The sequence below is a fragment of the Pseudomonas sp. BP01 genome (genome assembly GCF_022760795.1).
Lineage (GTDB): Bacteria > Pseudomonadota > Gammaproteobacteria > Pseudomonadales > Pseudomonadaceae > Aquipseudomonas > Aquipseudomonas putida_Q.
The window spans coordinates 1-25,036 of sequence record NZ_JAFBKA010000030.1 but is presented as its reverse complement, the minus strand read 5'-3'; the positions used below and the strand labels follow the sequence as shown (position 1 = coordinate 25,036).

Annotated in this window: 21 protein-coding genes; 14 read left to right on the top strand and 7 right to left on the bottom strand. The window is 62.8% G+C overall.

All coding sequences use genetic code 11. The features are described from left to right. Nucleotides 1-106 precede the first annotated feature (106 nt). The 4 genes from JOY50_RS22420 to gcvP all read left to right on the top strand — a co-directional run bounded on the left by JOY50_RS22420 (nt 107) and on the right by gcvP (nt 6,439). Nucleotides 107-1,729, top strand: a complete 1,623-nt coding sequence (locus JOY50_RS22420) for an ABC transporter permease (RefSeq protein ID WP_405046008.1) — start codon at nt 107-109, stop codon at nt 1,727-1,729. Nucleotides 1,730-1,852: 123 nt separating this feature from the next. Beyond that, on the top strand, nt 1,853-2,935 hold the full coding sequence (gcvT, locus tag JOY50_RS22415) for a glycine cleavage system aminomethyltransferase GcvT (protein WP_132844811.1): 1,083 nt from the start codon (nt 1,853-1,855) through the stop codon (nt 2,933-2,935). A 51-nt stretch (nt 2,936-2,986) separates the two neighbouring features. After that, nucleotides 2,987-3,370 (top strand): glycine cleavage system protein GcvH, encoded by a 384-nt coding sequence (gcvH, locus tag JOY50_RS22410; protein ID WP_132844813.1) that lies wholly within the window; start codon nt 2,987-2,989, stop codon nt 3,368-3,370. Between the two features lie 195 nt (nt 3,371-3,565). Continuing rightward, the gene (gene gcvP, locus JOY50_RS22405) at nt 3,566-6,439 is read left to right on the top strand and encodes an aminomethyl-transferring glycine dehydrogenase (protein ID WP_132844815.1); all 2,874 of its coding nucleotides are present in this window, start codon (nt 3,566-3,568) and stop codon (nt 6,437-6,439) included. Between the two features lie 110 nt (nt 6,440-6,549). Here the strand turns inward: gcvP and JOY50_RS22400 are convergent, their stop codons facing one another. The 3 genes from JOY50_RS22400 to JOY50_RS22390 all read right to left on the bottom strand — a co-directional run bounded on the left by JOY50_RS22400 (nt 6,550) and on the right by JOY50_RS22390 (nt 9,134). Continuing rightward, nucleotides 6,550-6,864, bottom strand: a complete 315-nt coding sequence (locus JOY50_RS22400; RefSeq protein WP_132844818.1) for a DUF2388 domain-containing protein — start codon at nt 6,862-6,864, stop codon at nt 6,550-6,552. A gap of 88 nt (nt 6,865-6,952) precedes the next feature. Then, a complete protein-coding gene (locus JOY50_RS22395) occupies nt 6,953-8,626 on the bottom strand; it encodes a GspE/PulE family protein (RefSeq protein WP_132844820.1) in 1,674 nt (557 codons plus the stop codon). A gap of 202 nt (nt 8,627-8,828) precedes the next feature. Then, nucleotides 8,829-9,134: a hypothetical protein gene (locus JOY50_RS22390; protein WP_132844822.1), complete on the bottom strand. Its 306-nt coding sequence runs from the start codon at nt 9,132-9,134 to the stop codon at nt 8,829-8,831. 126 nt (nt 9,135-9,260) lie between these two features. Between JOY50_RS22390 and JOY50_RS22385 the strand changes: the two genes are divergently transcribed. Beyond that, nucleotides 9,261-9,731, top strand: a complete 471-nt coding sequence (locus tag JOY50_RS22385) for an Lrp/AsnC family transcriptional regulator (protein WP_003253717.1) — start codon at nt 9,261-9,263, stop codon at nt 9,729-9,731. 54 nt (nt 9,732-9,785) lie between these two features. On the opposite strand, the gene JOY50_RS22380 is transcribed toward JOY50_RS22385, so the two are convergent. Then, complete coding sequence (locus JOY50_RS22380; RefSeq protein ID WP_019473413.1) at nt 9,786-11,153, bottom strand: CYTH domain-containing protein; 1,368 nt, start codon at nt 11,151-11,153, stop codon at nt 9,786-9,788. Nucleotides 11,154-11,268: 115 nt separating this feature from the next. On the opposite strand from JOY50_RS22380, the gene argE reads away from it, so the two are divergent. Next, nucleotides 11,269-12,411 carry an acetylornithine deacetylase gene (gene argE, locus JOY50_RS22375; protein WP_243055870.1) on the top strand — a complete coding sequence of 381 codons (1,143 nt, stop codon included), beginning with the start codon at nt 11,269-11,271 and terminating at the stop codon, nt 12,409-12,411. A gap of 124 nt (nt 12,412-12,535) precedes the next feature. Continuing rightward, nucleotides 12,536-13,834, top strand: a complete 1,299-nt coding sequence (argA, locus tag JOY50_RS22370; RefSeq protein WP_016502147.1) for an amino-acid N-acetyltransferase — start codon at nt 12,536-12,538, stop codon at nt 13,832-13,834. A 150-nt stretch (nt 13,835-13,984) separates the two neighbouring features. On the opposite strand, the gene JOY50_RS22365 is transcribed toward argA, so the two are convergent. Continuing rightward, the gene (locus JOY50_RS22365) at nt 13,985-15,361 is read right to left on the bottom strand and encodes a glutamine synthetase family protein (protein ID WP_019473411.1); all 1,377 of its coding nucleotides are present in this window, start codon (nt 15,359-15,361) and stop codon (nt 13,985-13,987) included. A gap of 574 nt (nt 15,362-15,935) precedes the next feature. Between JOY50_RS22365 and JOY50_RS22360 the strand changes: the two genes are divergently transcribed. From JOY50_RS22360 to JOY50_RS22330, 7 genes are all read left to right on the top strand, one after another. Next, nucleotides 15,936-17,294, top strand: a complete 1,359-nt coding sequence (locus JOY50_RS22360; RefSeq protein WP_016489727.1) for a glutamine synthetase family protein — start codon at nt 15,936-15,938, stop codon at nt 17,292-17,294. Between the two features lie 48 nt (nt 17,295-17,342). After that, nucleotides 17,343-18,704: an aspartate aminotransferase family protein gene (locus JOY50_RS22355; RefSeq protein WP_019473410.1), complete on the top strand. Its 1,362-nt coding sequence runs from the start codon at nt 17,343-17,345 to the stop codon at nt 18,702-18,704. 169 nt (nt 18,705-18,873) lie between these two features. Next, nucleotides 18,874-19,971 (top strand): polyamine ABC transporter substrate-binding protein, encoded by a 1,098-nt coding sequence (locus JOY50_RS22350; RefSeq protein ID WP_132844827.1) that lies wholly within the window; start codon nt 18,874-18,876, stop codon nt 19,969-19,971. Between the two features lie 158 nt (nt 19,972-20,129). After that, entirely contained in the window at nt 20,130-21,224 is a 1,095-nt protein-coding gene (locus JOY50_RS22345; RefSeq protein ID WP_243055868.1) for a polyamine ABC transporter substrate-binding protein, read from the top strand. Nucleotides 21,225-21,284: 60 nt separating this feature from the next. Continuing rightward, nucleotides 21,285-22,427, top strand: a complete 1,143-nt coding sequence (gene potA / locus JOY50_RS22340) for a polyamine ABC transporter ATP-binding protein (RefSeq protein WP_019473407.1) — start codon at nt 21,285-21,287, stop codon at nt 22,425-22,427. Next, nucleotides 22,424-23,344 carry an ABC transporter permease subunit gene (locus JOY50_RS22335; protein WP_019473406.1) on the top strand — a complete coding sequence of 307 codons (921 nt, stop codon included), beginning with the start codon at nt 22,424-22,426 and terminating at the stop codon, nt 23,342-23,344. Before potA ends, JOY50_RS22335 begins: the two co-directional genes overlap by 4 nt. Beyond that, entirely contained in the window at nt 23,341-24,234 is an 894-nt protein-coding gene (locus JOY50_RS22330; protein WP_016489721.1) for an ABC transporter permease subunit, read from the top strand. The genes JOY50_RS22335 and JOY50_RS22330 overlap by 4 nt, the downstream gene beginning before the upstream one ends. 64 nt (nt 24,235-24,298) lie before the next feature. Here JOY50_RS22330 and JOY50_RS22325 read toward each other — a convergent pair whose 3' ends face one another. Next, nucleotides 24,299-24,754 carry an REP-associated tyrosine transposase gene (locus tag JOY50_RS22325; RefSeq protein WP_138737071.1) on the bottom strand — a complete coding sequence of 152 codons (456 nt, stop codon included), beginning with the start codon at nt 24,752-24,754 and terminating at the stop codon, nt 24,299-24,301. 183 nt (nt 24,755-24,937) lie between these two features. Next, on the bottom strand, nt 24,938-25,036 hold a 99-nt coding region (locus tag JOY50_RS22320; protein WP_243055057.1), incomplete at its 5' end, for an IS3 family transposase.

Here is a 25,036-nt window from a genome sequence, read left to right as displayed (position 1 = left end):
CCACAGGATCTGCACTGCCTTTGAGGGTTGTGCGGCCCTCTGTGGGAGCGGGCATGCCCGCGAACGACCGCAAAGCGGTCGCACATCAGCCACAGAGACATAGAACTTGCCCCACACCCCCCAACGCCGCTGGTACCTCCCGGTCTCCCTGATCGCCGCCCTGGTGCTGCTGCCCTTGAGCGTCCTGCTGTTGTCCTGGCAGTCGATCGATATGCAGATCTGGTCGCACCTGCTCGACACCCAGATGAGCCGCCTGTTGGGCAATACCCTGACGCTGGTGGTGGGCGTAGGTATCGGCGTCACCCTGTTGGGGGTCAGCCTCGCCTGGCTCACCAGCCTCTGCGAATTCCCCGGCCGGCGCTGGCTGGACTGGGCGCTGATGCTGCCGTTCGCCATCCCGGCCTATGTGCTGGCGTTCGTCTTCGTCGGCCTGCTGGACTTCGCCGGCCCGGTGCAAAGCGCCCTGCGTGAGGTGTTCGGGCCGATGCGCCTGCCGCGGGTGCGCTCCACCGGCGGGGTGATCATCGTGCTGGTGCTGGTGTTCTACCCGTACGTCTACCTGCTGGCGCGCACGGCCTTCCTGGCCCAGGGCAAAGGCTTGATGGAAGCGGCGCGGATACTCGGGCTATCGCCCCTGCAAGCGTTCTGGCGCGTGGCCCTGCCCATGGCTCGGCCGGCGATCGGCGCCGGCATTGCCCTGGCCTTGATGGAAACCCTGGCCGACTTCGGCGCGGTGGCCGTGTTCAATTTCGACACCTTCACCACGGCCATCTACAAGACCTGGTACGGCTTCTTCAGCCTGTCCAGCGCCGCCCAGCTGGCCAGCCTGTTGTTGCTGGCAGTGATGCTGGTGCTGTACGGCGAGCGCCGTGCCCGGGGTGCCAGCCGCAGCGGCAACGAGCGGCCGCGGGCGCAGGCGCTGTACCACCTGCGCGGGGTGAAAGCGCTGCTGGCCAGTGGTTGGTGCCTGCTGGTGTTTGCCTGCGCTTTCGTCATCCCGCTGCTGCAGCTGCTGGCGTGGTTCTGGCAACGCGGCCGGCATGACCTGGACGAGCGCTATGTCGGCCTGGTGTTGCACACCCTGTACCTGGGCAGCATGGCGGCACTGGTCACGGTAAGTGTGGCGCTGGTGCTGGCCTTTGCGCGCAGGCAGGCGCCGACCGGTGCTATCCGCGCCGGGGTCGGCCTGGCCAACCTGGGCTATGCCTTGCCCGGTTCGGTGCTGGCAGTGTCGATCATGCTGGCGTTCAGTTACCTCGACAACCAGCTGGTCATCCCGCTGTCCAGCTGGTTGGGCGGGGCAGGCAAGCCGCTGCTGCTGGGCAGCCTTGCCGCCTTGCTGCTGGCCTACCTGGTGCGTTTCATCGCCGTGGCCTACGGGCCGCTGGAGAGCAGCCTGGAGCGCATCCGCCCGTCACTGCCCGAGGCCTCCCGTAGCCTGGGCGTGGGTGGGCCCAGATTGTTTTTCAAGGTGTATCTGCCGCTGCTGGTGCCCGGTGCCCTCAGCGCCGCGTTGCTGGTGTTCGTCGACGTGCTCAAGGAAATGCCGGCCACCTTGCTGATGCGACCGTTCGGCTGGGACACCTTGGCGGTACGGGTGTTCGAGATGACCAGCGAGGGCGAATGGGCACGGGCCTCGCTGCCAGCATTGACGCTGGTACTGGTGGGCCTGCTGCCGGTCATCGGCCTGATCCGCCGTTCGGCACATCGACCCGGTCGCAGTCACTGAGGGTGCCAGCCTGCGTCCTTGCGGCTACAATGCGCGGCATTCGCGCGGTGGGTCCTACAAGAAGAGCTGACGATCAAACGTCATCGACCGCCGCCGCTTCGCCACGCCCGGAAGGAGAAACCCATGGGACAGCGCACGCTTTTGTATGACCTGCACCTGGCGCTTGGCGCCAAAACGGTCGATTTCGGTGGCTGGGACATGCCCCTGCATTATGGCTCGCAGGTCGAGGAGCACCACCAGGTGCGCAGCGATTGCGGGGTTTTCGATGTGTCCCACATGACTGTGGTCGACGTCGATGGCAGCGACGCTACCGTCTGGCTGCAACGCCTGCTGGCCAACGACGTGGCCCGCCTGGACGAAACCGGCAAGGCGCTGTACAGCCCGCTGCTCCATGCGCAGGGCGGGGTGATCGACGACTTGATCGTCTATCGCACGGAAAACGGCTACCGCCTGGTCACCAACGCTGCCACCCGGGCCAGAGTGCTCGATTGGCTGCAACAGCAGCGGGCCGGTTTTGCCGTGGACTTTCAGGTCCGCCCCGATCTTGCCATTCTCGCGATCCAGGGCCCGCGTGCCCGCGAAAAGGTGGCAGCCCTGCTCAGCCCCACGCGCGCAGCACTGATTCGCGAACTGCGCCCGTTCGAAGGCGTTGCCGAGGGCGACTGGTTTATTGCCCGCACCGGGTATACCGGAGAAGACGGCCTGGAGATCATCTTCCCGGGCGATCAGGCGGTGGCATTCTTCAACGACCTGGTCGGCGCCGGCATCGCCCCCAGTGGCCTCGGCGCCCGCGACACCCTGCGCCTGGAAGCCGGCATGAACCTGTACGGCCAGGACATCGACGAAGCCCACACCCCGCTGACCTCCAACCTGGGCTGGAGCATCGCCTGGGAGCCAGCCGAGCGCGACTTCATCGGCCGCGCCGGCCTGCTGGCGGAAATCGAACAGGGTGTGCAGGAAAAACTGGTCGGCCTGGTGCTGGAAGAGCGCGGCGTGCTGCGTGCCCATCAGGTGGTGCGTGTGGCCGGGATTGGCGAAGGGGAGATCACCAGTGGTAGTTTCTCACCTACGCTGAGCAAGTCCATTGCCCTTGCGCGCGTACCCATGGCTACCGGTGACCGGGCCGAGGTGGAAATCCGCGGCAAATGGTACCCGGTGCGGGTGGTCAAACCGACCTTCGTGCGCCAAGGCAAAATCCTGATCTGAACATTTTTTAACCGGCGGGCGTACCGCTGAGCCAATCGAGGAATTCAAGACATGAGCAATATCCCCGCCGACCTGCGTTTTGCCGAAAGCCACGAGTGGGCTCGCCTGGAAGCCGACGGAAGCGTGACCGTGGGTATCAGCGACCACGCCCAGCAAGCCCTGGGTGACGTAGTGTTCGTCGAGTTGGCCGAAGTCGGCAAGGTATTCGCCGCTGGCGACGCCGCCGGTGTGGTCGAGTCGGTCAAGGCCGCTTCGGACATCTACGCCCCGATCGGTGGCGAAGTGATCGCAGTCAACGAAGAGCTGGCCGACAGCCCGGAGCAGCTCAACGAAGAACCTTACGGCGCGTGGATCTTCAAACTGAAGCCAAGCAACCCGGCCGAGCTGGAAAAGCTGCTGGATGCTGACGGTTACAAGGCCGCCATCGGCGAGTAAGACCGCGTCGCCTGCTTCGCGGGCGCGCCCGCTCCCACAGGGATAGTGCCCGCCGCTGGCCTTTGATCAACCTGTGGGAGCTGGCTTGCCGGCGATAGGGCCGGTACTGCCAAAGCAAGTTTCCCCGCAGAATCGGCAATCCCTTCCTAGACTTGTAAGTCTCCATGAGACCTGGTCTAGGAAGAGAGCGTCGTCATGTCCCAGTCGCCATCCCTGCATCAACTGCAAGAGCTCAACCCTTTCCTGCGTCGCCACCTCGGCCCCGATGCCGCAGAGCAGCAGGCCATGCTCAACGTGCTGGGTGTCGCCAGCCGCAATGAGCTGATCGAGCAGACCGTACCGCCAGACATCCGCCTCAATCGCCCCCTCGACCTGCCAGCGGCGCTGGACGAACAGGCCGCCCTGGCCAAGCTCGCCGGCTACGCCGCGCAGAACCAGGTCTGGACCAGCCTGATCGGCACGGGCTACCACGGCACCATCACCCCCACGGTCATCCTGCGCAACGTGCTGGAAAACCCCGGCTGGTACACCGCCTATACGCCGTATCAACCCGAAATCGCCCAAGGCCGCCTCGAGGCGCTGCTGAACTTCCAGCAAATGGTCATCGACCTCACCGGGCTGGCGCTGGCCAATGCCTCGCTGCTCGATGAAGCCACCGCTGCTGGCGAGGCCATGGCCCTGGCCAAGAGGGTGGCGCGCAACAAGAGCAACGCCTTCTTCGCCGACCAGCACTGCCACCCGCAGACCCTGTCGGTGCTGAAGACCCGCGCCGAGGGCTTTGGCTTCGAACTGATCGTCGACTCTGTGGATAACCTTGGTAATCACGCCGTGTTCGGCGCTTTGCTGCAGTACCCCGACACCCACGGCGAGGTGCGCGACCTGCGCCCGCTGATCGACCATCTGCACAGTCAGCAGGCACTGGCTTGTGTGGCTGCCGACCTGCTCAGCCTGGTGGTGCTGGCGCCCCCCGGCGAGCTGGGCGCCGATGTGGTACTGGGCTCGACCCAGCGCTTTGGCGTGCCGATGGGCTACGGCGGCCCCCACGCGGCCTACTTCGCCTGCCGCGACGACTACAAGCGTGCCATGCCGGGGCGCATCATTGGCGTGTCGCGCGATGCCCGTGGCAACACGGCGCTGCGCATGGCCCTGCAAACCCGCGAGCAGCATATCCGCCGCGAGAAGGCCAACTCCAACATCTGCACGGCCCAGGTGTTGTTGGCCAACATTGCCGGCTTCTACGCGGTGTACCACGGCCCCGAAGGCCTGCAGCGCATCGCCCAGCGCGTGCACCGGCTGACATTCATTTTGGCTGCTGGCCTTGAAGCCAAAGGCATCCAGCGGCTCAACCAGCATTTTTTCGACACCCTCACCCTGGATGTCGGCGGCACCCAGGCAGCCATCATCGAAAGCGCCGAAGCCGCGCACATCAACTTGCGCATTCTTGGGCGCGGGCACCTGGGCGTGAGCCTGGACGAAACCTGTAACGAGCACACGGTGCTGCGCCTGTTCGATATCTTCCTGGGTGTGGACCACGGCCTGGAGATTGCCGCCCTCGACCAGCTGGCCCTGCCCGAAGGCATTCCCGCCGGCCTGGTGCGGCGCACGCCGTTTCTCGCTCACCCGGTGTTCAACCTGCACCACAGCGAAACCGAGATGCTGCGCTACCTCAAGCAGCTGGAGAACAAGGACCTGGCCCTGAACCAGTCGATGATCCCGCTGGGGTCGTGCACCATGAAGCTCAACGCCACCAGTGAGATGATCCCCATCACCTGGCCCGGCTTTGCCCAGATGCACCCCTTCGCGCCGGCGGCCCAGGCCACGGGTTACAAGGCGATGATCGATGAGCTGGAAAGCTGGCTGTGCGCGATTACCGGCTTCGACGCCATTTGCATGCAGCCCAACTCCGGTGCCCAGGGCGAGTACGCAGGCCTGATGGCCATTACTCGCTACCATCGCAGCCGCCATCAGCCACAGCGCACGCTGTGCCTGATTCCGTCGTCGGCCCACGGCACCAACCCGGCGTCGGCGCAAATGGCGGGCATGGAGGTGGTGATTGTGGATTGCGACGACCATGGCAACGTCGACCTGGCCGACCTCAAGGCCAAGGCCCACGCGGCCGGGGAGCGCCTGTCGTGCCTGATGGTCACCTATCCGTCCACGCACGGGGTGTACGAAGAGGGCATTCGCGAAATCTGCGAAGTGGTCCATCAGCACGGCGGCCAGGTGTACATGGATGGCGCCAACCTCAATGCCCAGGTGGGGCTGGCGCGTCCGGCCGACATGGGTGCCGATGTCTCGCACATGAACCTGCACAAGACGTTCTGCATCCCACACGGCGGTGGTGGCCCGGGCATGGGGCCGATCGGCATTCGCACGCACCTCACGCCGTTCGTTGCCAGCCACCCGGTGGTACCGGTGCCCGGCCTGGACCCGAACAACAGCGCGGTCAGCGCTGCGCCCTGGGGCAGCGCGAGCATCTTGCCGATCAGCTGGATGTACATTGCCATGATGGGGCCGCAGCTGGCCGATGCCAGCGAGGTGGCAATCCTGTCGGCCAACTACCTGGCCAGCCAGCTGGGCGGCGCCTTCCCGGTGCTCTACCGTGGGCGCAACCAGCGGGTGGCGCATGAGTGCATCCTCGACCTGCGGCCGTTGAAGGCACTGACTGGTATCAGCGAGGAGGACGTGGCCAAGCGTCTGATGGACTATGGCTTCCATGCCCCGACCATGTCATTCCCGGTGCCGGGTACGCTGATGGTGGAGCCAACCGAAAGTGAGTCGAAGGCCGAGCTGGACCGGTTCGTCGAGGCGATGTTGGCGATTCGGGCAGAGATTGACGAGGTGCAGGAGGGCAACTGGCCGGCGGAGAACAACCCGCTCAAGCATGCGCCGCATACCCTGGCTGATGTACTGGGGGTGTGGGACAGGCCGTATAGCCTGGAGCAGGCGGTGGCGCCCAGTGCTCACGTGCGCCAGCACAAATACTGGCCGGCGGTGAACCGGGTGGACAATGTGTATGGGGACAGGAACCTGTTCTGCGCGTGTGTGCCGGTGGAGGCTTACCGCTGAGATTGGTGCTGGGTTTTTCGCGGGCTTGCCCGCTCCCACAGGCATTGCACAAGATTCAGCCTTGTGCGGTCCCTGTGGAAGCGGGCAGGCCCGCGAAGCAGGCGACGCGGTTACTCGGCTACCGCATTCTTGGCCAGGATGGCATTGGCCAGCTCCATGTCGGAAGCCTGAATGCCTGGGTGCTCTGCCCGCGCCTGGCGAATGGCCGCTTCCAGGAACGGCCCGCGGATCGCGCCTTCGCTGGCGACGAAGCTGCTGGCGTCGTCCTGCGCGGCCACAACCAGTTTGTGATCCCGCGAAGTCAGGTAGCTCGATGCCGTGGTTGCACCGGAAGTCATCACGTTACGCCAGAAGGTATCGGCCATGGCCGAGCCGATAGGCAGCGAAAGCAAGGCAGCGGCAGCGATGGCGGTTTTGAGACGCATGTTGAAACACCTCGAAGGGTGAGGGTTGAAGATGCGCGGTTGGATCTTTCCGGGCAGGGCAAGTTCCTTGAATACAAAGGACTTTTCGTCAGCTGCAGACGCGCAGCACTTCCTCGGTACGGGTTTGCCCACAAGCCACTTTGGCCTCGCCGCAACGGCGCAGGTCAACCATGCCATCGGCCAGCGCCTGGCGCCGCAATTGGGTCAGGTCGGCGGTCGGGCCAATCAATGCCCGCAGGCTTTCGCTGGGCTGCAGCAGCTCGAACAGCCCCGTACGCCCATGAAAACCGGTGCCACGGCAGGTCAGGCAACTGGCTGATGGATTCGCCACACAGTCCGGGCACACAGTGCGCACCAGGCGCTGGGCCATGACCCCGACCAGCGTGGCCTTGATCAGGTAGTCGGCAACACCCAGCTCTTGCAGGCGGGTGATTGCGGCGCAGGCGTCGTTGGTATGCAGGGTCGACAGTACCAGGTGCCCGGTCAGGGCCGCCTGCACCGCCACCAGCGCCGTTTCGCGGTCGCGGATCTCGCCGATCATGATGATGTCCGGGTCTTGGCGCAGCATGGCCCGCACGGCGCTGGCAAAGCCCAGGTCCAGCGCGGGCTGCACCTGCAGTTGGTTAAAGGCCGGCTCCAGGCGCTCGATCGGGTCTTCGATGGTGCAAAGGTTGACCTGCGGCGTGGCCAGCAGCTTGAGGCTGGCGTACAGCGTGCTGGTCTTGCCGGAACCGGTGGGGCCGGTGACCAGAATGATGCCCTGGCGCTGGCGCAGCAGGCCTTGCCACTGAGCCAGCAGCGGCCCTTCCAGGCCGAGGCGGTCGAAGCCCTCGTGCAGTTGGTGCGGGTCGAACAGGCGCAGTACCAGCTTTTCGCCGAACGGGGTCGGCAGGGTCGACAGCCTTAGCTCCACTTCGCCGCCACCCGGTAGCCGGCTTTGCAGGCGGCCGTCCTGCGGGCGGCGCTTTTCTGCAACGTCCATGCGGCCCAGGTGTTTCAGGCGGCTGACCAGCGCCAGGGTGACCCCGGCGGGGAAGGCATACACGGTGTGCAGCAGGCCATCTATGCGGTAGCGCAACTGGCCCTGTTCGCGTCGGGGCTCCAGGTGGATATCGCTGGCGCGCTGCTCAATGGCGTATTGCAGCAGCCAGTCGACGATATGCACGATGTGCGCATCGTCGGCGCTGGCTTCGGTCTGGCGCTTGCCCAGTTCCAGCAACTGTTCGAGTTCGCCCAGGCTCGCCGATTGCTGGTGCTGCGCGCCCTTTACCGACTGGGCCAGGCGGTGAAACGCCTGCCCTGACTGGCGGATCTGTATCGGGCTGGCCAGCACGCGACGAATCGGCCGACCCAGGCTGCGGGCCAAGTCTGCGTGCCAGTCGTCCTGATAGGGCTGGGCGCTGGCCACGGTGATGCCGGAGGGGTCGTCGGCGACGATGAGGATACCGTGGCGCTGGGTGAAAGCAGGGGATACCAGGCCGGCGACCTGGGGCAGGTCGAGTTGCATGGGGTCGATACGCAGGTAGGGCTGGCCGACCTTGTTGGCCAGCCATTGGCAGAGGCTGTCCAGGTCCAGCAGTTGGCCGGGTTGTCGGCGGTCTTTCAGGCAGCAGGCGGCGACTTGTTCCAAGGGGTGGGCGGTGGGGTGTGCGGCGGCGTGTTCGAGTACTTGCAGGGTGTCGGTGGCGTGCAGGTACTGATCGGCTAGCAGGGCCTGGAGCACGTGCTTCAGTTCGAGCTCCAGGTTGTCGGGGGTGTGCATGGTTGGCGTCCGTGCCTGATGGGGAAGTGCTGATCAAGGCTAGCCGGGCAGCGGAAGAGCATCGGAAGTAAAGGGTTTCAGGAATTTGCTATTTCTGTACCGGCCCCATCGCCGGCAAGCCAGCTCCCACAGGTACTGCGCAATGTTCGAACCTGTGGTGATCCTGTGGGAGCTGGCTTGCCGGCGATAGGGCCGCAAATATTCATACAACCGCCAGCTCCACCCGGTGCATGTTTGTCAGGCTCACTTCACCCACACACACCAGGTTACGCAGTTTCTGCGCAATCACTTCGGCCCGGTGCCAGCTCAGGCCGCCAATGCCGACTTCGATATCCAGCCAGTCATCCTGCTGGCTGACGTGCACGCTGTACGGGGTCAGGAACTGCAGGGCAAACAGGTTGAGCACGCGGCACAGGGTGTCGGGCTCGGCGTCGGCCTGCAGGCGGTAGTGCACGGTGCCGTGGGGGTTGCTGGCGGCCCAGGCGTCGGTACGGGGTTGTGCGTTCATGCTGGTCTCCGCAAATGTGGGAGAAATTCTTGCACGTCAGCGGCGGCATTTTTTCGCTATGATTTGATCATTTTGCTGTATTGATGAATTGATCAATTCGGATAATACCGCTCAGGAGGTTGAATAATGCATAGCGAGCTGGACGCCTACGACCGCCGTATTCTCGAACTGCTGCAAGAGGACGCTTCGCTGTCCAGCGCGCAAATCGCCGAGCGCGTGGGGCTGTCGCAATCGCCGTGCTGGCGGCGCATACAGCGCTTGAAGGAAGAGGGGGTGATTCGCGGGCAGGTAACCTTGCTGGACCGCAAGAAGGTCGGCCTGAACACGCAGATTTTCGCCGAGGTGAAGCTAAATGCTCACGGGCGCTCCAACTTTACCGAATTCACCGAGGCGATCCGCGGGTTTCCGGAGGTACTGGAGTGTTATGTGCTGATGGGGGCGGTGGACTTTCTGCTGCGCATCGTCACGTCGGACATCGAGGCCTACGAGCGGTTCTTCTTCGAAAAGCTGTCGAACGTGCCGGGCATTCAGGAAGTGAACTCGATTGTGGCGCTGTCGGAGATCAAGTCCACCACCAGCCTGCCGCTGTCGCGGTGAGGCCATTCGCGGCAAGTCGGGGCGCCGAACCGCCGCGAAACAGGCGACGCGGTATCAAGCCTTGAGCAGGTGCTTCCAGCCGCGGCTCTGATCCACTGCCCGGGCCTGTTCGATACGTGCTTCCAGCACTTCATCGCTGATTGGCAGCTCGGCCAGCTCGTGCAACTTCTTCAGGTCGCCATACAGGCGGTCCATCTGCGGCGCTTCCAGCACCTGGCGGGCGTGGTGCAGCCAGCCCAGCAGTTGCTCGATACGTGGCAGCTGCTCGGCCAGGTCTTCCGGGCGCTGGGTGTACAGCGGCAGCTTCAACGCACGGCCTTCCTCGCCCAGCAGGTGTGCCAGCCAGCTGGCCAGCTGCGCCTTGCCCTGACGCTCGCCACGGCCTTTGCGCTCCACGGTCCAGGCACGGGCCAGCAGCCAGCGCGAGGTTTCCAGCGAAAACTGGCCCCAGCGCACGTCTTCCAGTTCTTCGGCGAACTGCTCGGGGGCGGCGCGGCGGATGTCTTCGTCGTCGTTGCCGGCCTGCACCAGCGGGCGCCAGTCTTCCAGAAGGGCATCAAGGCTGCTGCGCAGGTCACGGGTGCTGGCACGCGGCGCGGCCTGGCCCAGGCTGGCGGTGAGTGCGCGCAGTTCGCTCAGGCACTCGACCCAGTCCTGCAGCAGGCGCCAGTGGCCGTTGTGGCGGTACTGCTCGGCCAGGCGCTGGCTGCTGCCCAGCAGTTGCCAGGCCAATGCCGCGTAAGCGTCATCCAGGGCCATCTCGGCTTCCAGCTCGGTGTGCGGCAGGCCCAGCTCGTAGCTGTCCGGCTCCAGCAGGCGGTAGCCACGCTCGGCCTTGCTGATGTCGCAGGGCATCAGCGGCAGGCTGGCGGCCAGCTCGGCGGCCAGCTCCAGCAGCGCTTGCGGGTCACCTTCGCGCAGTTCCAGCTCCAGCTCGCAGATCTCTTCCTTGCGCTTGCCGGCAATCACGAAGCCCTGGTCCAGCGCGGCCTCGATCACCACTTTGCTCTTGCCACGGCCCCAGGCAATTTCGGCGTATTCACGGCTGAAGTCGGTGGTGAACAGCGGCTTGATGGTTTTCTTGTCCAGGCCTGCCAGTTGCTCGGGCCAGCAGGTGGCGTCCAGTTTCTTCAGGTCGAGCTTGACCTTGTCCAGATTCCATTCGTATTCGTTGCGCTCGGACAAGCCCGCCACGCTGGTGCCGCGGCACTTGAGGGTCTGGATGACGGCATCGCCATCGCGGCGCAGGCGCAGTGCGACACGGGCGGCGGACAGCTCACGCTCGGGGGTGTCGAAGTACTGGTTGAGCAGTTCACGGGTCTGCCAGCCGGACTTGTTGCGCTTTTTCAGCAGAGGGTGCTCGCGCAGGGCGGCAAGGGTCTCGCGGCTGGCGCGGAGCTTCAGTTCGGTTTCTTTGTGCATCACAGACTCGAAAGAGGGGCGTGGTTGGCGGAGAGTCTACAGCAGTCAGCCGCCAACGGTTTATTCCAGACGGCGGATAGTCCTATGATGGGCAACGCTTCCGAGGATTATGTGCATGCCGTTGCCGACGCTGAAAGACCAGTTTGCCGCCTTGATCGCCGCGCCTTCGGTCAGTTGCACCCAGCCCGCGCTGGACCAGTCCAACCGCCAGGTCATCGACCTGCTGGCGGGGTGGCTGGGCGACCTGGGGTTCACATGCGACATCCAGCAGGTCACGCCGGGCAAGTTCAACCTGCTGGCCAGCCGTGGCAGCGGCCCAGGTGGCCTGGTGCTGGCCGGGCACAGCGACACTGTGCCCTATGACGAACAACTGTGGGCCAGCGACCCGTTGAAGCTGACCGAGGTCGATGGCCGCTGGGTCGGCCTGGGCAGTTGCGATATGAAGGGTTTTTTTGCCCTGGTCATCGAAGCTGTCATCCCGCTGTTGGAGCACGACTTCAAGCAGCCACTGCTGATCCTCGCCACCTGCGACGAAGAAAGCTCCATGTCCGGTGCCCGCGCCCTGGCCGAGGCCGGCCGGCCGCTGGGCCGTGCGGCGGTCATCGGCGAGCCTACCGGGCTGCGGCCGATCCGCATGCACAAGGGCATTCTCATGGACCGCATCGACATCCTCGGGCGCAGCGGCCATTCGTCGGACCCAAATCTGGGCCGCAGCGCAATGGAGGCCATGCATGCGGTAATGGGCGAGCTGATGGGCCTGCGCCAGCAATGGCAGCAAAGCTATCGCAACCCACAGTTCACCGTGCCGACGCCGACCATGAACTTTGGCTGCATCCACGGCGGCGACAACCCCAACCGCATCTGCGGCCAGTGCGCGCTTGAATTCGACCTGCGGCCGCTGCCGGGCATGGATGTAGAGCAACTGCGCGCCGCCATTCGCGAGAAGCTGGTGCCCGTGGCCGAGCGCCATGATGTGTGCATCGACTACGCACCACTGTTCCCGGAGGTGCCGCCGTTCGAGCAGGCTGCCGATGCCGAGCTGGTGCAAGTGGCGGAACGCCTGACCGGCCATCGCGCCGAAGCGGTGGCGTTCGGCACCGAAGCGCCTTATCTTCAGCAGCTGGGCTGCCAGACCATCGTGCTGGGCCCTGGCGACATCGCCTGTGCCCACCAGCCCGGCGAATACCTTGAAATGTCACGAATCGAGCCTACCGTGCGTCTATTGCGTGACCTGATCCGGCACTATTGCCTGCACTAAACGTCAATCGAATTGATTCGTTCCTGCCTAGAGGAGACCGCGCGTGACCGCAAGCCTGTTCCGACGATGATCTTGAACGCCCCTTGTATCGCCGTTCTCCGTCCACTTATCCACAGGCCCTGTCATGCCCGACTACGTCAACTGGCTGCGTCATGCCTCCCCGTACATCAATGCCCATCGCGACTGCACCTTCGTGGTCATGCTCCCTGGCGATGGGGTGGAACACCCTAATTTCGGCAATATCGTCCACGACCTGGTGCTGCTGCACAGCCTTGGCGTGCGCCTGGTACTGGTGCATGGCTCGCGCCCGCAGATCGAAAGCCGATTGGCCGATCGCGGGCTGACCCCGCACTACCACCATGGCCTGCGTATCACCGATGCCGCCACCCTGGACTGCGTGATCGATGCCGTTGGCGCCCTGCGCCTGGCCATCGAGGCGCGCCTGTCGATGGACATCGCCGCTTCGCCGATGCAGGGCTCGCGCCTGCGCGTGGCGTCCGGCAACCTGGTCACCGCGCGGCCGATCGGCGTGCTTGAAGGGGTGGACTACCACCACACCGGTGAAGTGCGCCGGGTCGACCGCAAGGGCATCAGCCGCCTGCTCGACGAGCGCTCCATCGTGCTGCTGTCGCCGTTGGGCTACTCGCCTACCGGCGAAATCTTCAACCTGGCCTGCGAAGACGTGGCCACCCGTGCCGCCATCGAGCTGGGCGCCGACAAGTTGCTGCTGTTCGGCGCCGAGCCGGGCCTGCTGGACGCCGACGGCAAGCTGGTGCGGGAACTGCGCCCGCAGCAGGTTGCCCCGCACCTGCAGCGCCTGGGCAGCGACTACCAGGGCGAGCTGCTGGATGCCGCCGCCGAGGCCTGCAAGGGCGGCGTGGCACGCAGCCACATTGTCAGTTATGCCGAGGACGGCGCGCTGCTGACCGAGCTGTTCACCCGTGGCGGTGGCGGTACGCTGGTGTCGCAGGAGCAGTTCGAGGTGGTGCGCGAGGCGACCATCGAGGATGTGGGCGGCTTGCTGGAGCTGATCAGCCCGCTGGAAGAGCAGGGCATCCTGGTGCGCCGCTCGCGTGAAGTGCTGGAGCGGGAGATCGAGCAGTTCAGCGTGGTCGAGCGCGAGGGCATGATCATCGCCTGTGCGGCGCTGTACCCGATTGCCGACTCCGAGGCAGGGGAACTGGCATGCCTGGCGGTGAACCCGGAATATCGCCACGGCGGGCGCGGGGATGAATTGCTGGAGCGCATCGAGAGCCGGGCGCGGCAGATGGGTTTGAACACCCTGTTTGTGCTGACGACGCGTACTGCGCACTGGTTCCGCGAGCGCGGTTTTGCACCCAGCGGCGTGGAGCGCCTGCCATCGGCGCGGGCATCGCTGTACAACTACCAGCGCAACTCGAAGATTTTCGAGAAACCCCTGTAAGCCTGTGCCGGCCTCTTCGCGGGCTCGCCCGCTCTCACAGGGTAATCTGCAGGGCTGAAGCCTGTGGTCTTCCTGTGGGAGCGGGCGTGCCCGCGAAGCAGGCGACACCGGTCTCAAACAAAAACGCCGCCCTTGTGGGCGGCGTTTTTTTTACACGGTGTGCAGGTACCAGTTGTACTCGAGGTCGGAGATCGAGTGCTCGAACTCCTCCAGCTCGCTTTCCTTGCACGCGACAAAGATGTCGATGTACTTCGGATCGATGTACTTGTTGAGGATCTCGCTGTCGTCCAGCTCGCGCAGGGCATCGCGCAGGTTGTTCGGCAGGCTCTGCTCCAGCTGCTCGTACGAGTTGCCTTCGATCGGCTTGCCCGGTTCGATCTTGTTGGTCAGGCCGTGGTGCACGCCGGCCAGCACGGCCGCCATCATCAGGTACGGGTTGGCATCGGCGCCGGCTACCCGGTGCTCGAGGCGCACGGCATCTGCCGAGCCTGTTGGCACACGCAGCGCTACGGTGCGGTTGTCCAGGCCCCAGCTTGGCGCGTTCGGTACATAGAACTGCGCGCCAAAGCGGCGGTACGAGTTGACGTTCGGGCAAAGGAACGCCATGGACGCGGGCAGGGTCTCGAGCACACCGCCGACAGCGTGACGTAGCGCGGCGTTCTGCTCGGGATCCTCGCTGGTGAAGATGTTGTTGCCATCTTTGTCCAGCACGGAAATGTGTACATGCAGGCCGTTGCCTGCCTGGCCCGGGTAGGGCTTGGCCATGAAGGTGGTGTCCATTTCATGGTCGTAGGCAATGTTCTTGATCAACCGCTTGAGCAGTACCGCGTAGTCACAGGCCTTGAGCGCGTCAGGGACGTGGTGCAGGTTGACTTCGAACTGCGCCGGGGCGCTTTCCTTGACGATGGCGTCGGCCGGGATGCCTTGTTCTTTCGCGCCTTCGAGGATGTCCTGCAGGCAGTCGGCATATTCGTCGAGGTCGTCGATCAGGTAAACCTGGGTCGACTGCGGGCGTTTGCCCGAAATGGGCGAGCGCGGCGGCTGCGGGCGGCCGTTCACGTTCTCCTGGTCGATCAGGTAGAACTCCAGCTCGAATGCAGCGCAAATGGTAAGGCCCAGCTCGTCGAACTTGCTCACCACCTGACGGAGCACTTCACGAGGGTCGGCGAAGAACGGCTCGCCTTCGATCTCGTGCATGGTCATCAGCAGTTGGGCAGTGGGACGCTTTTGCCACGGCTCATTACAGAGCGTGTCGGGGATCGGGTAGCAGATGCGGTCAGCATCGCCGATGTCCAGGCCAAGCCCGGTGCTTTCGACGGTGGAACCGTTGATGTCCAGGGCGAAGAGGGAGGCTGGCAGGTTGATGCCTTTCTCGTAAACCTTGTGGAGGCTGGTGCGCTCAATGCGCTTGCCGCGCACCACACCATTCATATCTGCAATCAGAAGGTCAACGTAGAGAACCTCAGGATGTTCCTTAAGGAACGCGTTCGCTTCGTTAAGCTGAACGGCACGCGGGGGTACCGACATGATGCAACACCTTTGTTGTTAAAAATATCAATCAAGGGGGGCTTGCAGGACCAGTCAATCGAAAAGCCATACTGATGTCAAGCCAACCCCATGATGCCCTGAAATGGCACATCTACGGCAGATTTGCTGCAAATCGGGGCGTGCCATTATCCGCTATTTCACCTACGAAGGGCTATCTCAAGCGTGCCGTCTTTTATTTTTTACGCGGGTGTTGTGTAAAAAAATGAACAAGGCTAAGCTCGGTCACAACCCAGAACACAATAATACGAGGGTCACATGGTCCGCTTGCCGCGACCTGAAAGCACTGCCTGCGCAGTGCCAACGGGTACCTCTGTCGTTTTTGCAAGCTTCGTCAATGGCGTGGTCGCCCTGGCCGCAATAATTGACGTTTGGCGTCTCCGGGCCCGCCCTCGTAGCGGCTTGCCGCCCTTCGCTTCGTCTTCCTGCCCTTCCAACTCATTATGGACACACTTGTTTTCAGTGTATCCACTGCGGCGCTGCGCGGGGGTTTTTGCTTTAGCAATCTACTCCATCCAGAATCAATGCGCGGCCCACCTTACCTCCTGAGGTATTTATGAGTAACAACCTCGACCAGCTCACCGATTGGTTGAAAGAGCACAAGATCACCGAAGTCGAATGCATGATCAGTGACCTGACCGGCATCACGCGCGGCAAGATTTCGCCCACCAACAAATTCATCGCCGAAAAAGGCATGCGTCTGCCCGAGAGCGTGCTGCTGCAGACCGTGACCGGCGACTACGTCGACGACGACATCTATTACGAACTGCTCGACCCGGCCGACATCGACATGATCTGCCGCCCCGACGAGAACGCCGTGTTCCTTGTACCGTGGGCCATCGAGCCGACTGCGCAGGTGATCCACGACACCTACGACAAGAAGGGCAACCCGGTCGAACTGTCGCCGCGCAACGTGTTGAAAAAAGTCCTCAAGCTCTACGCCGACAAGGGCTGGCAGCCGATTGTTGCGCCCGAGATGGAGTTCTACCTGACCAAGCGCAGCGAAGACCCGGACTTCCCGTTGCAGCCGCCGGTAGGCCGTTCGGGCCGCCCGGAAACCGGCCGCCAGTCGTTCTCGATCGAAGCCGCCAACGAATTCGACCCGCTGTTCGAAGACGTCTACGACTGGTGCGAACTGCAGCAGCTGGACCTGGACACGCTGATTCACGAAGACGGCACGGCGCAGATGGAAATCAACTTCCGTCACGGCAACGCCCTGCACCTGGCCGACCAGATCCTGGTGTTCAAGCGCACCATGCGCGAGGCCGCGCTCAAGCACAACGTGGCCGCCACCTTCATGGCCAAGCCGATGACCGGCGAGCCGGGCAGTGCCATGCACCTGCACCAGAGCGTGGTCGACCTGGCCACCGGCAAGAACATCTTCAGCAATGAAGACGGCAGCATGAGCGAGCTGTTCCTCAACCACATTGGTGGCCTGCAGAAGTTCATCCCCGAGGCGCTGCCGCTGTTCGCCCCGAACGTCAACTCGTTCCGCCGTTTCCTGCCCGACACGTCGGCGCCGGTGAACGTGGAATGGGGCGAAGAAAACCGCACCGTCGGCCTGCGCGTACCGGATGCCGGCCCGCAAAGCCGTAGGGTCGAGAACCGCCTGCCGGGTGCTGACGCCAACCCTTACCTGGCCATTGCCGCCAGCCTGCTGTGTGGCTACATCGGCATGGTCGAAGGCATCGAGGCCAGCGCGCCGGTGCAGGGCCGTGGCTACGAACGCCGCAACCTGCGCCTGCCGCTGACCATCGAAGATGCCCTGGAACGCATGGAAAACAGCCGTGCACTGGTGCAGTACCTGGGCAAGAAGTTCATCACCGGCTACGTCGCCACCAAGCGCGCCGAGCACGAAAACTTCAAGCGTGTCATCAGTTCCTGGGAGCGAGAGTTCCTGCTGTTCGCTGTCTGATAAACCCTGGGGCCGCTGGAGCGCGGCTGTCGAACAACGGAGAAGCACATGAGCACCAACAACCCGCAAACCCGTGAATGGCAAACCCTGAGCGGGGAGCACCATCTCGCACCTTTCAGTGACTACAAGCAGCTGAAGGAGAAGGGGCCGCGCATCATCACCAAGGCCCAGGGCGTGCATTTGTGGGACAGCGAGGGGCACAAGATCCTCGATGGCATGGCGGGCCTGTGGTGCGTGGCGGTCGGTTACGGCCGTGAAGAGCTGGTGCAGGCAGCAGAAAAGCAGATGCGCGAGCTGCCGTACTACAACCTGTTCTTCCAGACGGCCCACCCGCCTGCGCTGGAACTGGCCAAGGCCATTACCGATGTGGCGCCCGAGGGCATGACCCATGTGTTCTTCACCGGCTCCGGCTCCGAAGGCAACGACACCGTGCTGCGCATGGTGCGCCACTACTGGGCGTTGAAGGGCAAGCCGCACAAGCAGACCATCATCGGCCGTATCAACGGCTACCACGGCTCCACCTTCGCCGGTGCTTGCCTGGGCGGCATGAGCGGCATGCACGAGCAGGGCGGCCTGCCGATCCCGGGCATCGTGCACATCCCGCAGCCGTACTGGTTCGGCGAAGGCGGTGACATGACCCCGGATGCGTTCGGTATCTGGGCGGCCGAACAGCTGGAAAAGAAAATCCTCGAAGTGGGCGAAGACAACGTCGCCGCCTTCATCGCCGAGCCTATCCAGGGCGCAGGCGGCGTGATTATCCCGCCGGAAACCTACTGGCCGAAGGTGAAGGAGATTCTCGCCAAGTACGACATCCTGTTCGTTGCCGACGAAGTCATCTGTGGTTTCGGCCGTACCGGCGAGTGGTTCGGCTCTGACTACTACGACCTCAAGCCCGACCTGATGACCATCGCCAAGGGCCTGACCTCCGGTTACATCCCCATGGGCGGTGTGATCGTGCGTGACAAAGTGGCCAAGGTGATCAGCGAAGGCGGTGACTTCAACCACGGCTTCACCTATTCGGGCCACCCGGTAGCGGCCGCGGTGGGCCTGGAAAACCTGCGCATCCTGCGCGACGAGAAAATTGTCGAGAAGGCGCGCACTGAAGCGGCACCGTATTTGCAAAAGCGTTTGCGTGAGCTGCAGGACCACCCGCTGGTGGGTGAAGTGCGCGGCCTTGGCATGCTTGGCGCGATCGAGCTGGTCAAGGACAAGGCCACCCGCAGCCGTTACGAGGGCAAGGGCGTGGGCATGATCTGCCGCACTTTCTGCTTCGAAAACGGCCTGATCATGCGTGCGGTGGGGGACACCATGATCATCGCGCCGCCGCTCGTCATCAGCCATGCGGAAATCGACGAACTGGTGGAAAAGGCACGCAAATGCCTCGACTTGACCCTTGAGGCGATTCGGTAAGCATTTGCTAGGCTAGCGATGTGACATTAAGTCGTTACAAGGCTCTGCTTTCCTTGAAACAGAGCCTTGTAACTTGCCAGACTAGCGACTGATTCAGTCGCCGCGCGCTCTGCACCGTAGGTCCTGGCTGCTGAACAGATGGCTAAATAAAAATTCTGGAGCATGACGCATGAATAAAATGGGCAAGACGTTGCTGGCCGCAGCCCTGATGGGTGCCATGGCTACTGCTGCACAGGCTGACGACAAGGTGTTGAACGTCTACAACTGGTCGGACTACATCGCGCCGGACACCATCGCCAAGTTCGAGAAGCAGACCGGTATCAAGGTCAAGTACGACGTCTTCGACAGCAACGAAACCCTCGAAGCCAAGCTGCTGGCAGGCAAGTCGGGCTACGACATCGTGGTGCCGTCCAACAACTTCCTGGCCAAGCAGATCAAGGCGGGTGTGTACGAGGAACTGGACCGTTCCAAGCTGCCGAACTGGAAAAACCTCGACCCGGACCTGCTCAAAGCCGTTGGCGATGCCAGCGACAAGGACAACAAGCACGCCTTCCCGTACATGTGGGGCTCGATCGGCATCGGCTACAACCCGGAGAAGGTGAAGGCCGCGCTGGGCGTGGACAAGATCGACTCGTGGGACGTCGTGTTCAAGCCTGAGAACATCGCCAAGCTCAAAAGCTGCGGTGTGAGCTTCCTGGATGCACCGACCGAAATGATCCCGGCCGCGCTGCACTACCTGGGCCTGCCGAGCGACAGCACCAAGAAAGAAGACCTGAAGGCCGCCGAGGACCTGTTCCTCAAGATTCGTCCTTCGATCACCTATTTCCACTCCTCCAAGTACATCGGCGACATGGCCAACGGCAACATCTGCGTGGCGGTCGGTTACTCGGGTGACCTGGAGCAGTCCAAGGCCCGCGCCCACGAAGCTGGCGACAAGGTCAAAGTGGACTACGTCATTCCGAAAGAAGGTGCCGGTACCTTCTATGACATGGTCGCCATCCCTAAAGATGCCGAGCATAAAGACGCCGCCTACCAGTTCATGGACTTCCTGATGCAGCCGGAAATCATGGCTGAAATCACCAACGCCGTGCGCTTCCCGAACGGCAACCAGGCTGCCACTGCGCTGGTGGACAAAGACATCAGCGGTGACCCGAGCATCTACCCGCCTGCCGAAGTGAAGAAGCAGCTGTACGCGATCGCTGCGCCTGACGCTTCAGTGCAGCGTGTGATCACCCGCAGCTGGACCAAGATCAAGTCGGGCAAATAAGCCCGATGTGACACCTCTGGGCCGGGCTTTACCGGCCCAGAGCCAGTGAAAGGCAATTGTTGATTGCGGCATCGAAGCTGCGAAGGTAAGTTGCGCGCCGGTTTTGCGTGTGCGGCAGCATTGTCGCGACCCAGGCACTGATTGTGAGGAGCACCCACTTGTCTATTTCTGTATTCCGCAAGGCCTTGATGGCTGGCGCGGGCCTGACGCTGGCATGCAGCGTCCAAGCGGCGCCTACGGTGCACTTCTACAACTGGTCCGACTATATCGGCCCGACCACCCTCGCGGACTTCGAAAAAGCAACGGGCATCAAGCCCGTGCAGGACGTGTTCGACTCCAACGAGACCCTGGAAGGCAAGCTGCTGGCCGGTAATACCGGCTATGACGTGGTAGTGCCGTCCAACCATTTCCTTGGCAAGCAGATCAAGGCGGGCGCGTTCCAGAAGCTCGACAAGAACCTGCTGCCCAATTATTCCAACCTGGACCCGGCGTTGATGAAACGTCTGGAAAAGAACGACCCGGGCAACCAGTACGCCGTGCCTTACCTGTGGGGCACCAACGGCATCGGTTACAACGTCGACAAGGTAAAGGCCGCGCTGGGCGTGGACACCATCGACTCCTGGACCGTGCTGTTCGAACCCGAGAACATGAAGAAGCTCTCCAAGTGCGGCGTGGCCTTCCTCGACTCGGCGGACGAAATGCTGCCGGCGGTGCTCAACTACATGGGCCTCAACCCCAACAGCACCGACCCCAAGGATTATGCAAAAGCCGAGCAGAAGCTGCTGGCCGTGCGCCCGTACGTGACCTACTTCCACTCGTCCAAGTACATCACCGACCTGGCCAACGGCGACATCTGCGTCGCGGCAGGCTTCTCCGGCGATATCTTCCAGGCCAAGGCCCGCGCTGAAGAAGCGAAGAAGGGCGTGAACCTGGCCTACGCGATTCCCAAGGAAGGCGGCAACCTCTGGTTCGACGTGCTGGCGATCCCCGCCGACGCCAAGAACGTCAAAGAGGCCCACGCCTTCATCAACTATTTGCTGAAACCTGAGGTTATCGCCCAGGTCAGTGATTACGTCGGTTACGCCAACCCGAACCCCAAGGCTGGCGACCTGATGGACCAGGCCGTGAGGACTGACGCCGCGGTTTACCCACCGCAGGAAGTGCTGGACAAGATGTTCGTCAACAGTGAGTTGCCACCCAAGGTGCAACGTTTGATGACCCGCAGCTGGACCAAGGTCAAGTCGGGCAAGTAACAATCCAGGCCCGCCGCAAAAGCAGGGGCGGGCACACAAATCTTGTTGGGAGTTTCACTCATGGCAGTTGCCTCCGGTGCCTATAAGAAAGCCCTCGAGGGTGGCCAGCAACCCAAGCAGGTGCTGGTCAAGATCGACCGGGTCACGAAAAAATTCGACGAAACCATCGCCGTAGACGATGTGTCGCTGGAAATCCGCAAAGGCGAGATCTTTGCCCTGCTGGGTGGCTCCGGTTCTGGCAAATCGACCTTGCTGCGCATGCTGGCCGGCTTCGAGCGCCCGACTGAAGGGCGGATCTTCCTCGATGGCGTCGACATCACCGACATGCCGCCCTACGAGCGGCCGATCAACATGATGTTCCAGTCCTATGCGCTGTTCCCGCACATGACCGTGGCGCAGAACATTGCCTTTGGCCTGCAGCAGGACAAGATGGCCAAGGCCGAGATCGATGCCCGCGTGGCCGAGATGCTCAAGCTGGTGCACATGACCCAGTACGCCAAGCGCAAGCCGCACCAGTTGTCCGGCGGCCAGCGTCAGCGTGTGGCGTTGGCCCGCTCGTTGGCCAAGCGCCCCAAGCTGCTGCTGCTCGACGAGCCGATGGGTGCGCTGGACAAGAAACTGCGTTCGCAGATGCAGCTGGAACTGGTGGAGATCATCGAGCGCGTGGGCGTGACCTGCGTGATGGTGACCCACGACCAGGAAGAGGCCATGACCATGGCCCAGCGCATCGCCATCATGCACCTGGGCTGGATCGCCCAGATCGGCTCGCCTGTGGACATCTACGAAACGCCGACCAGCCGCCTGGTGTGCGAGTTCATCGGCAACGTCAACCTGTTCGAAGGTGACGTGGTCGACGACGCCGAAGGCCACGCGATCATTGCCAGCCCGGAGCTGGAACGCAAGATCTACGTCGGCCACGGCATCACTACGTCGGTGGAAGACAAGCACATCACCTACGCCCTGCGCCCGGAAAAGATGCTGGTCACTACCCAGCAGCCGACCTGCGAGCACAACTGGTCGCGCGGCAAGGTCCACGACATCGCCTACCTGGGTGGCCACTCGGTGTTCTACGTGGAGCTGCCGAGCGGCAAGGTTGTCCAGTCGTTTGTCGCCAACGCCGAGCGCCAGGGCACCCGCCCGACCTGGGGCGATGAAGTGTACGTGTGGTGGGAAGACGACAGCGGCGTGGTACTGCGGTCATGAAACTGCGCAAGCTCAAGCGAGCCTTCCAGCGCCTTACACCGAAGGGGCGGCACGTAGTGATCGGCGTGCCGTTCATCTGGCTGTTCCTGTTCTTCATGCTGCCGTTCTTCATCGTGCTGAAGATCAGCTTCGCCGAAGCCGACGTGGCGATCCCGCCGTATACCGAGATCTACAGCTACGTCGAAGACAAGATCCAGTTGGTGCTCAACCTGGCCAACTATGGCTTGTTGACCGAGGATGAGCTGTACCTCTCGGCTTACCTGGGCTCGCTGAAGATGGCGTTCTTCAGCACCCTGCTGTGCCTGCTGATCGGCTTCCCGATGGCCTACGCCATCGCCAACGCCAAGAAGGAAACCCAGACCGTCCTGTTGCTGCTGATCATGATGCCGACATGGACCGCGATCCTGATCCGCGTTTATGCGTGGATGGGTATTCTGAGCAACAACGGCCTGCTTAACGGCTTCCTGCTGTGGACCGGGTTGATCGACCAGCCTTTGCAAATCCTCAACACCAACCTGGCGGTGTACATCGGCGTGGTCTATTCGTACCTGCCTTTCATGATCCTGCCGCTGTTCGCCAACTTGGTGAAGCATGACCCGAGCCTGCTCGAAGCTGCATCCGACCTGGGGTCGAGCACGTTCAACAGCTTCTGGAAGATTACCGTGCCGCTGTCGAAGAACGGCATCATCGCCGGCTGCATGCTGGTGTTCATCCCGGTGGTGGGCGAGTTCGTCATTCCTGAACTGCTCGGCGGCCCGGAAACCCTGATGATCGGTAAAGTGCTGTGGCAGGAGTTCTTCAACAACCGTGACTGGCCGGTAGCCTCTGCGCTGGCGGTAGTGATGCTGGCGATCCTGATCGTGCCGATCCTGCTGTTCAACCGCAGCCAGGCCAAAGAAATGGAGGGCCGCGCATGAAACGCTTCAGTTTCTCCAAGCTGATGCTGGTGCTCGGCTTGCTGTTCATCTACCTGCCGATGCTGATCCTGGTGATCTACTCGTTCAACGCCTCCAAGCTGGTGACGGTATGGGGTGGCTGGTCGATCAAGTGGTACGTCGGCCTGCTCGACAACACCCAGTTGATGGGTTCGGTGATGCGCTCGCTGGAAATCGCCTGCTACACGGCGGTGGCGGCGGTGGCGCTGGGTACCCTGGCGGCCTTCGTGCTGACCCGGGTCACCCGCTTCAAGGGCCGTACGCTGTTCGGTGGCCTGGTCACCGCGCCGCTGGTAATGCCTGAAGTGATTACCGGCCTGTCGCTGTTGCTGCTGTTCGTGGCCATGGCGCAGATGATCGGCTGGCCGCAGGAGCGCGGTATCGTCACTATCTGGATCGCCCACACCACGTTCTGTGCGGCGTATGTGGCGGTAGTGGTGTCGGCGCGCCTGCGTGAGCTGGACCTGTCGATCGAAGAAGCGGCAATGGACCTGGGTGCCAAGCCGTGGAAGGTGTTCTTCCTGATCACCATCCCGATGATCGCGCCGTCGCTGGCGGCGGGCGGCATGATGTCGTTCGCGCTGTCGCTGGACGACCTGGTGCTGGCCAGCTTCGTGTCCGGCCCGGGTTCGACCACCTTGCCGATGGAAGTATTCTCGGCAGTGCGCCTGGGCGTGAAGCCGGAGATCAACGCCGTGGCCAGCCTGATCCTGCTGTCGGTGTCGCTGGTGACCTTCTTTGTCTGGTACTTCAGCCGCCGCAGCGAAGAGCGTCGTCGCAAGGCGATTCAGCAGGCGATCGAGGAAGGCGCCGCGGCCAATGCTTCGCAGCCGCAGGTCAAGCGCCCGACGCAGGTAGCTGCGTCGGCCTGACCCGGCCCTTTCGCGGCGGTTCGGCCCTTTCGCGCCGAACCGCCGCGAAGGCTCCAGCATCGAATCAAAGCCATACTGCATCCCAGTGTGGATATTCCCGGACACTTCTGACCAATCCAGCCCTCAATGGATTGGCAACAATGTACCGGGCTGCGTGCACCATGCTTTCCTCCCTTCTCAATGCCCGGTCCTGATACCCAGGCTGCCATACCGGGTCATGCTCAACCCCTGCCTGATGTAATACGAGACTGGAGCGGGACTTGAACCTGCGCATCAGGGTACCCAGTGTTGTTCCTTTCAGCTCGATCAGCCAATGCAGATGGTCTGGCATCAGCACCCACGCCAGTGAGCGGCAGGCGTGCTCCTGATCGGCTTGCCGCAATTGGTGAATGACTAACCGGGCATGGTGGAAGTCATCGAATAGCGGCTTGCGCTGATCGGTAACAGTGGTCAGCAGATACAGCCTGCCAAGTTCTGAATAGCGACCACGACGAAGCAGATGGGATTGGGCCCTGGGCATCAGGTTCTTCCTTGGATAGAGATCAACCTCCCAAGGTAGTGGCTGTGTTGCCCCCCCAGGGAAGCAGATGATTTCTGGATATGGCAGGACCGGCCCTTTCGCGGGTGAACCCGCTCCCACAGGTACTGCACAGGATTCAGCCTATGCACGATCTCTGGACTGCCCCCGAAAAGTTGGACAGCTTCAGCTAGCAGCCTCAGCAGCATGGGCCCTGTATTTCACAGGGCTCATGCCATTGAGCTTTAGCTTGATACGGTCATGGTTGTAGTAGTGGATGTACTC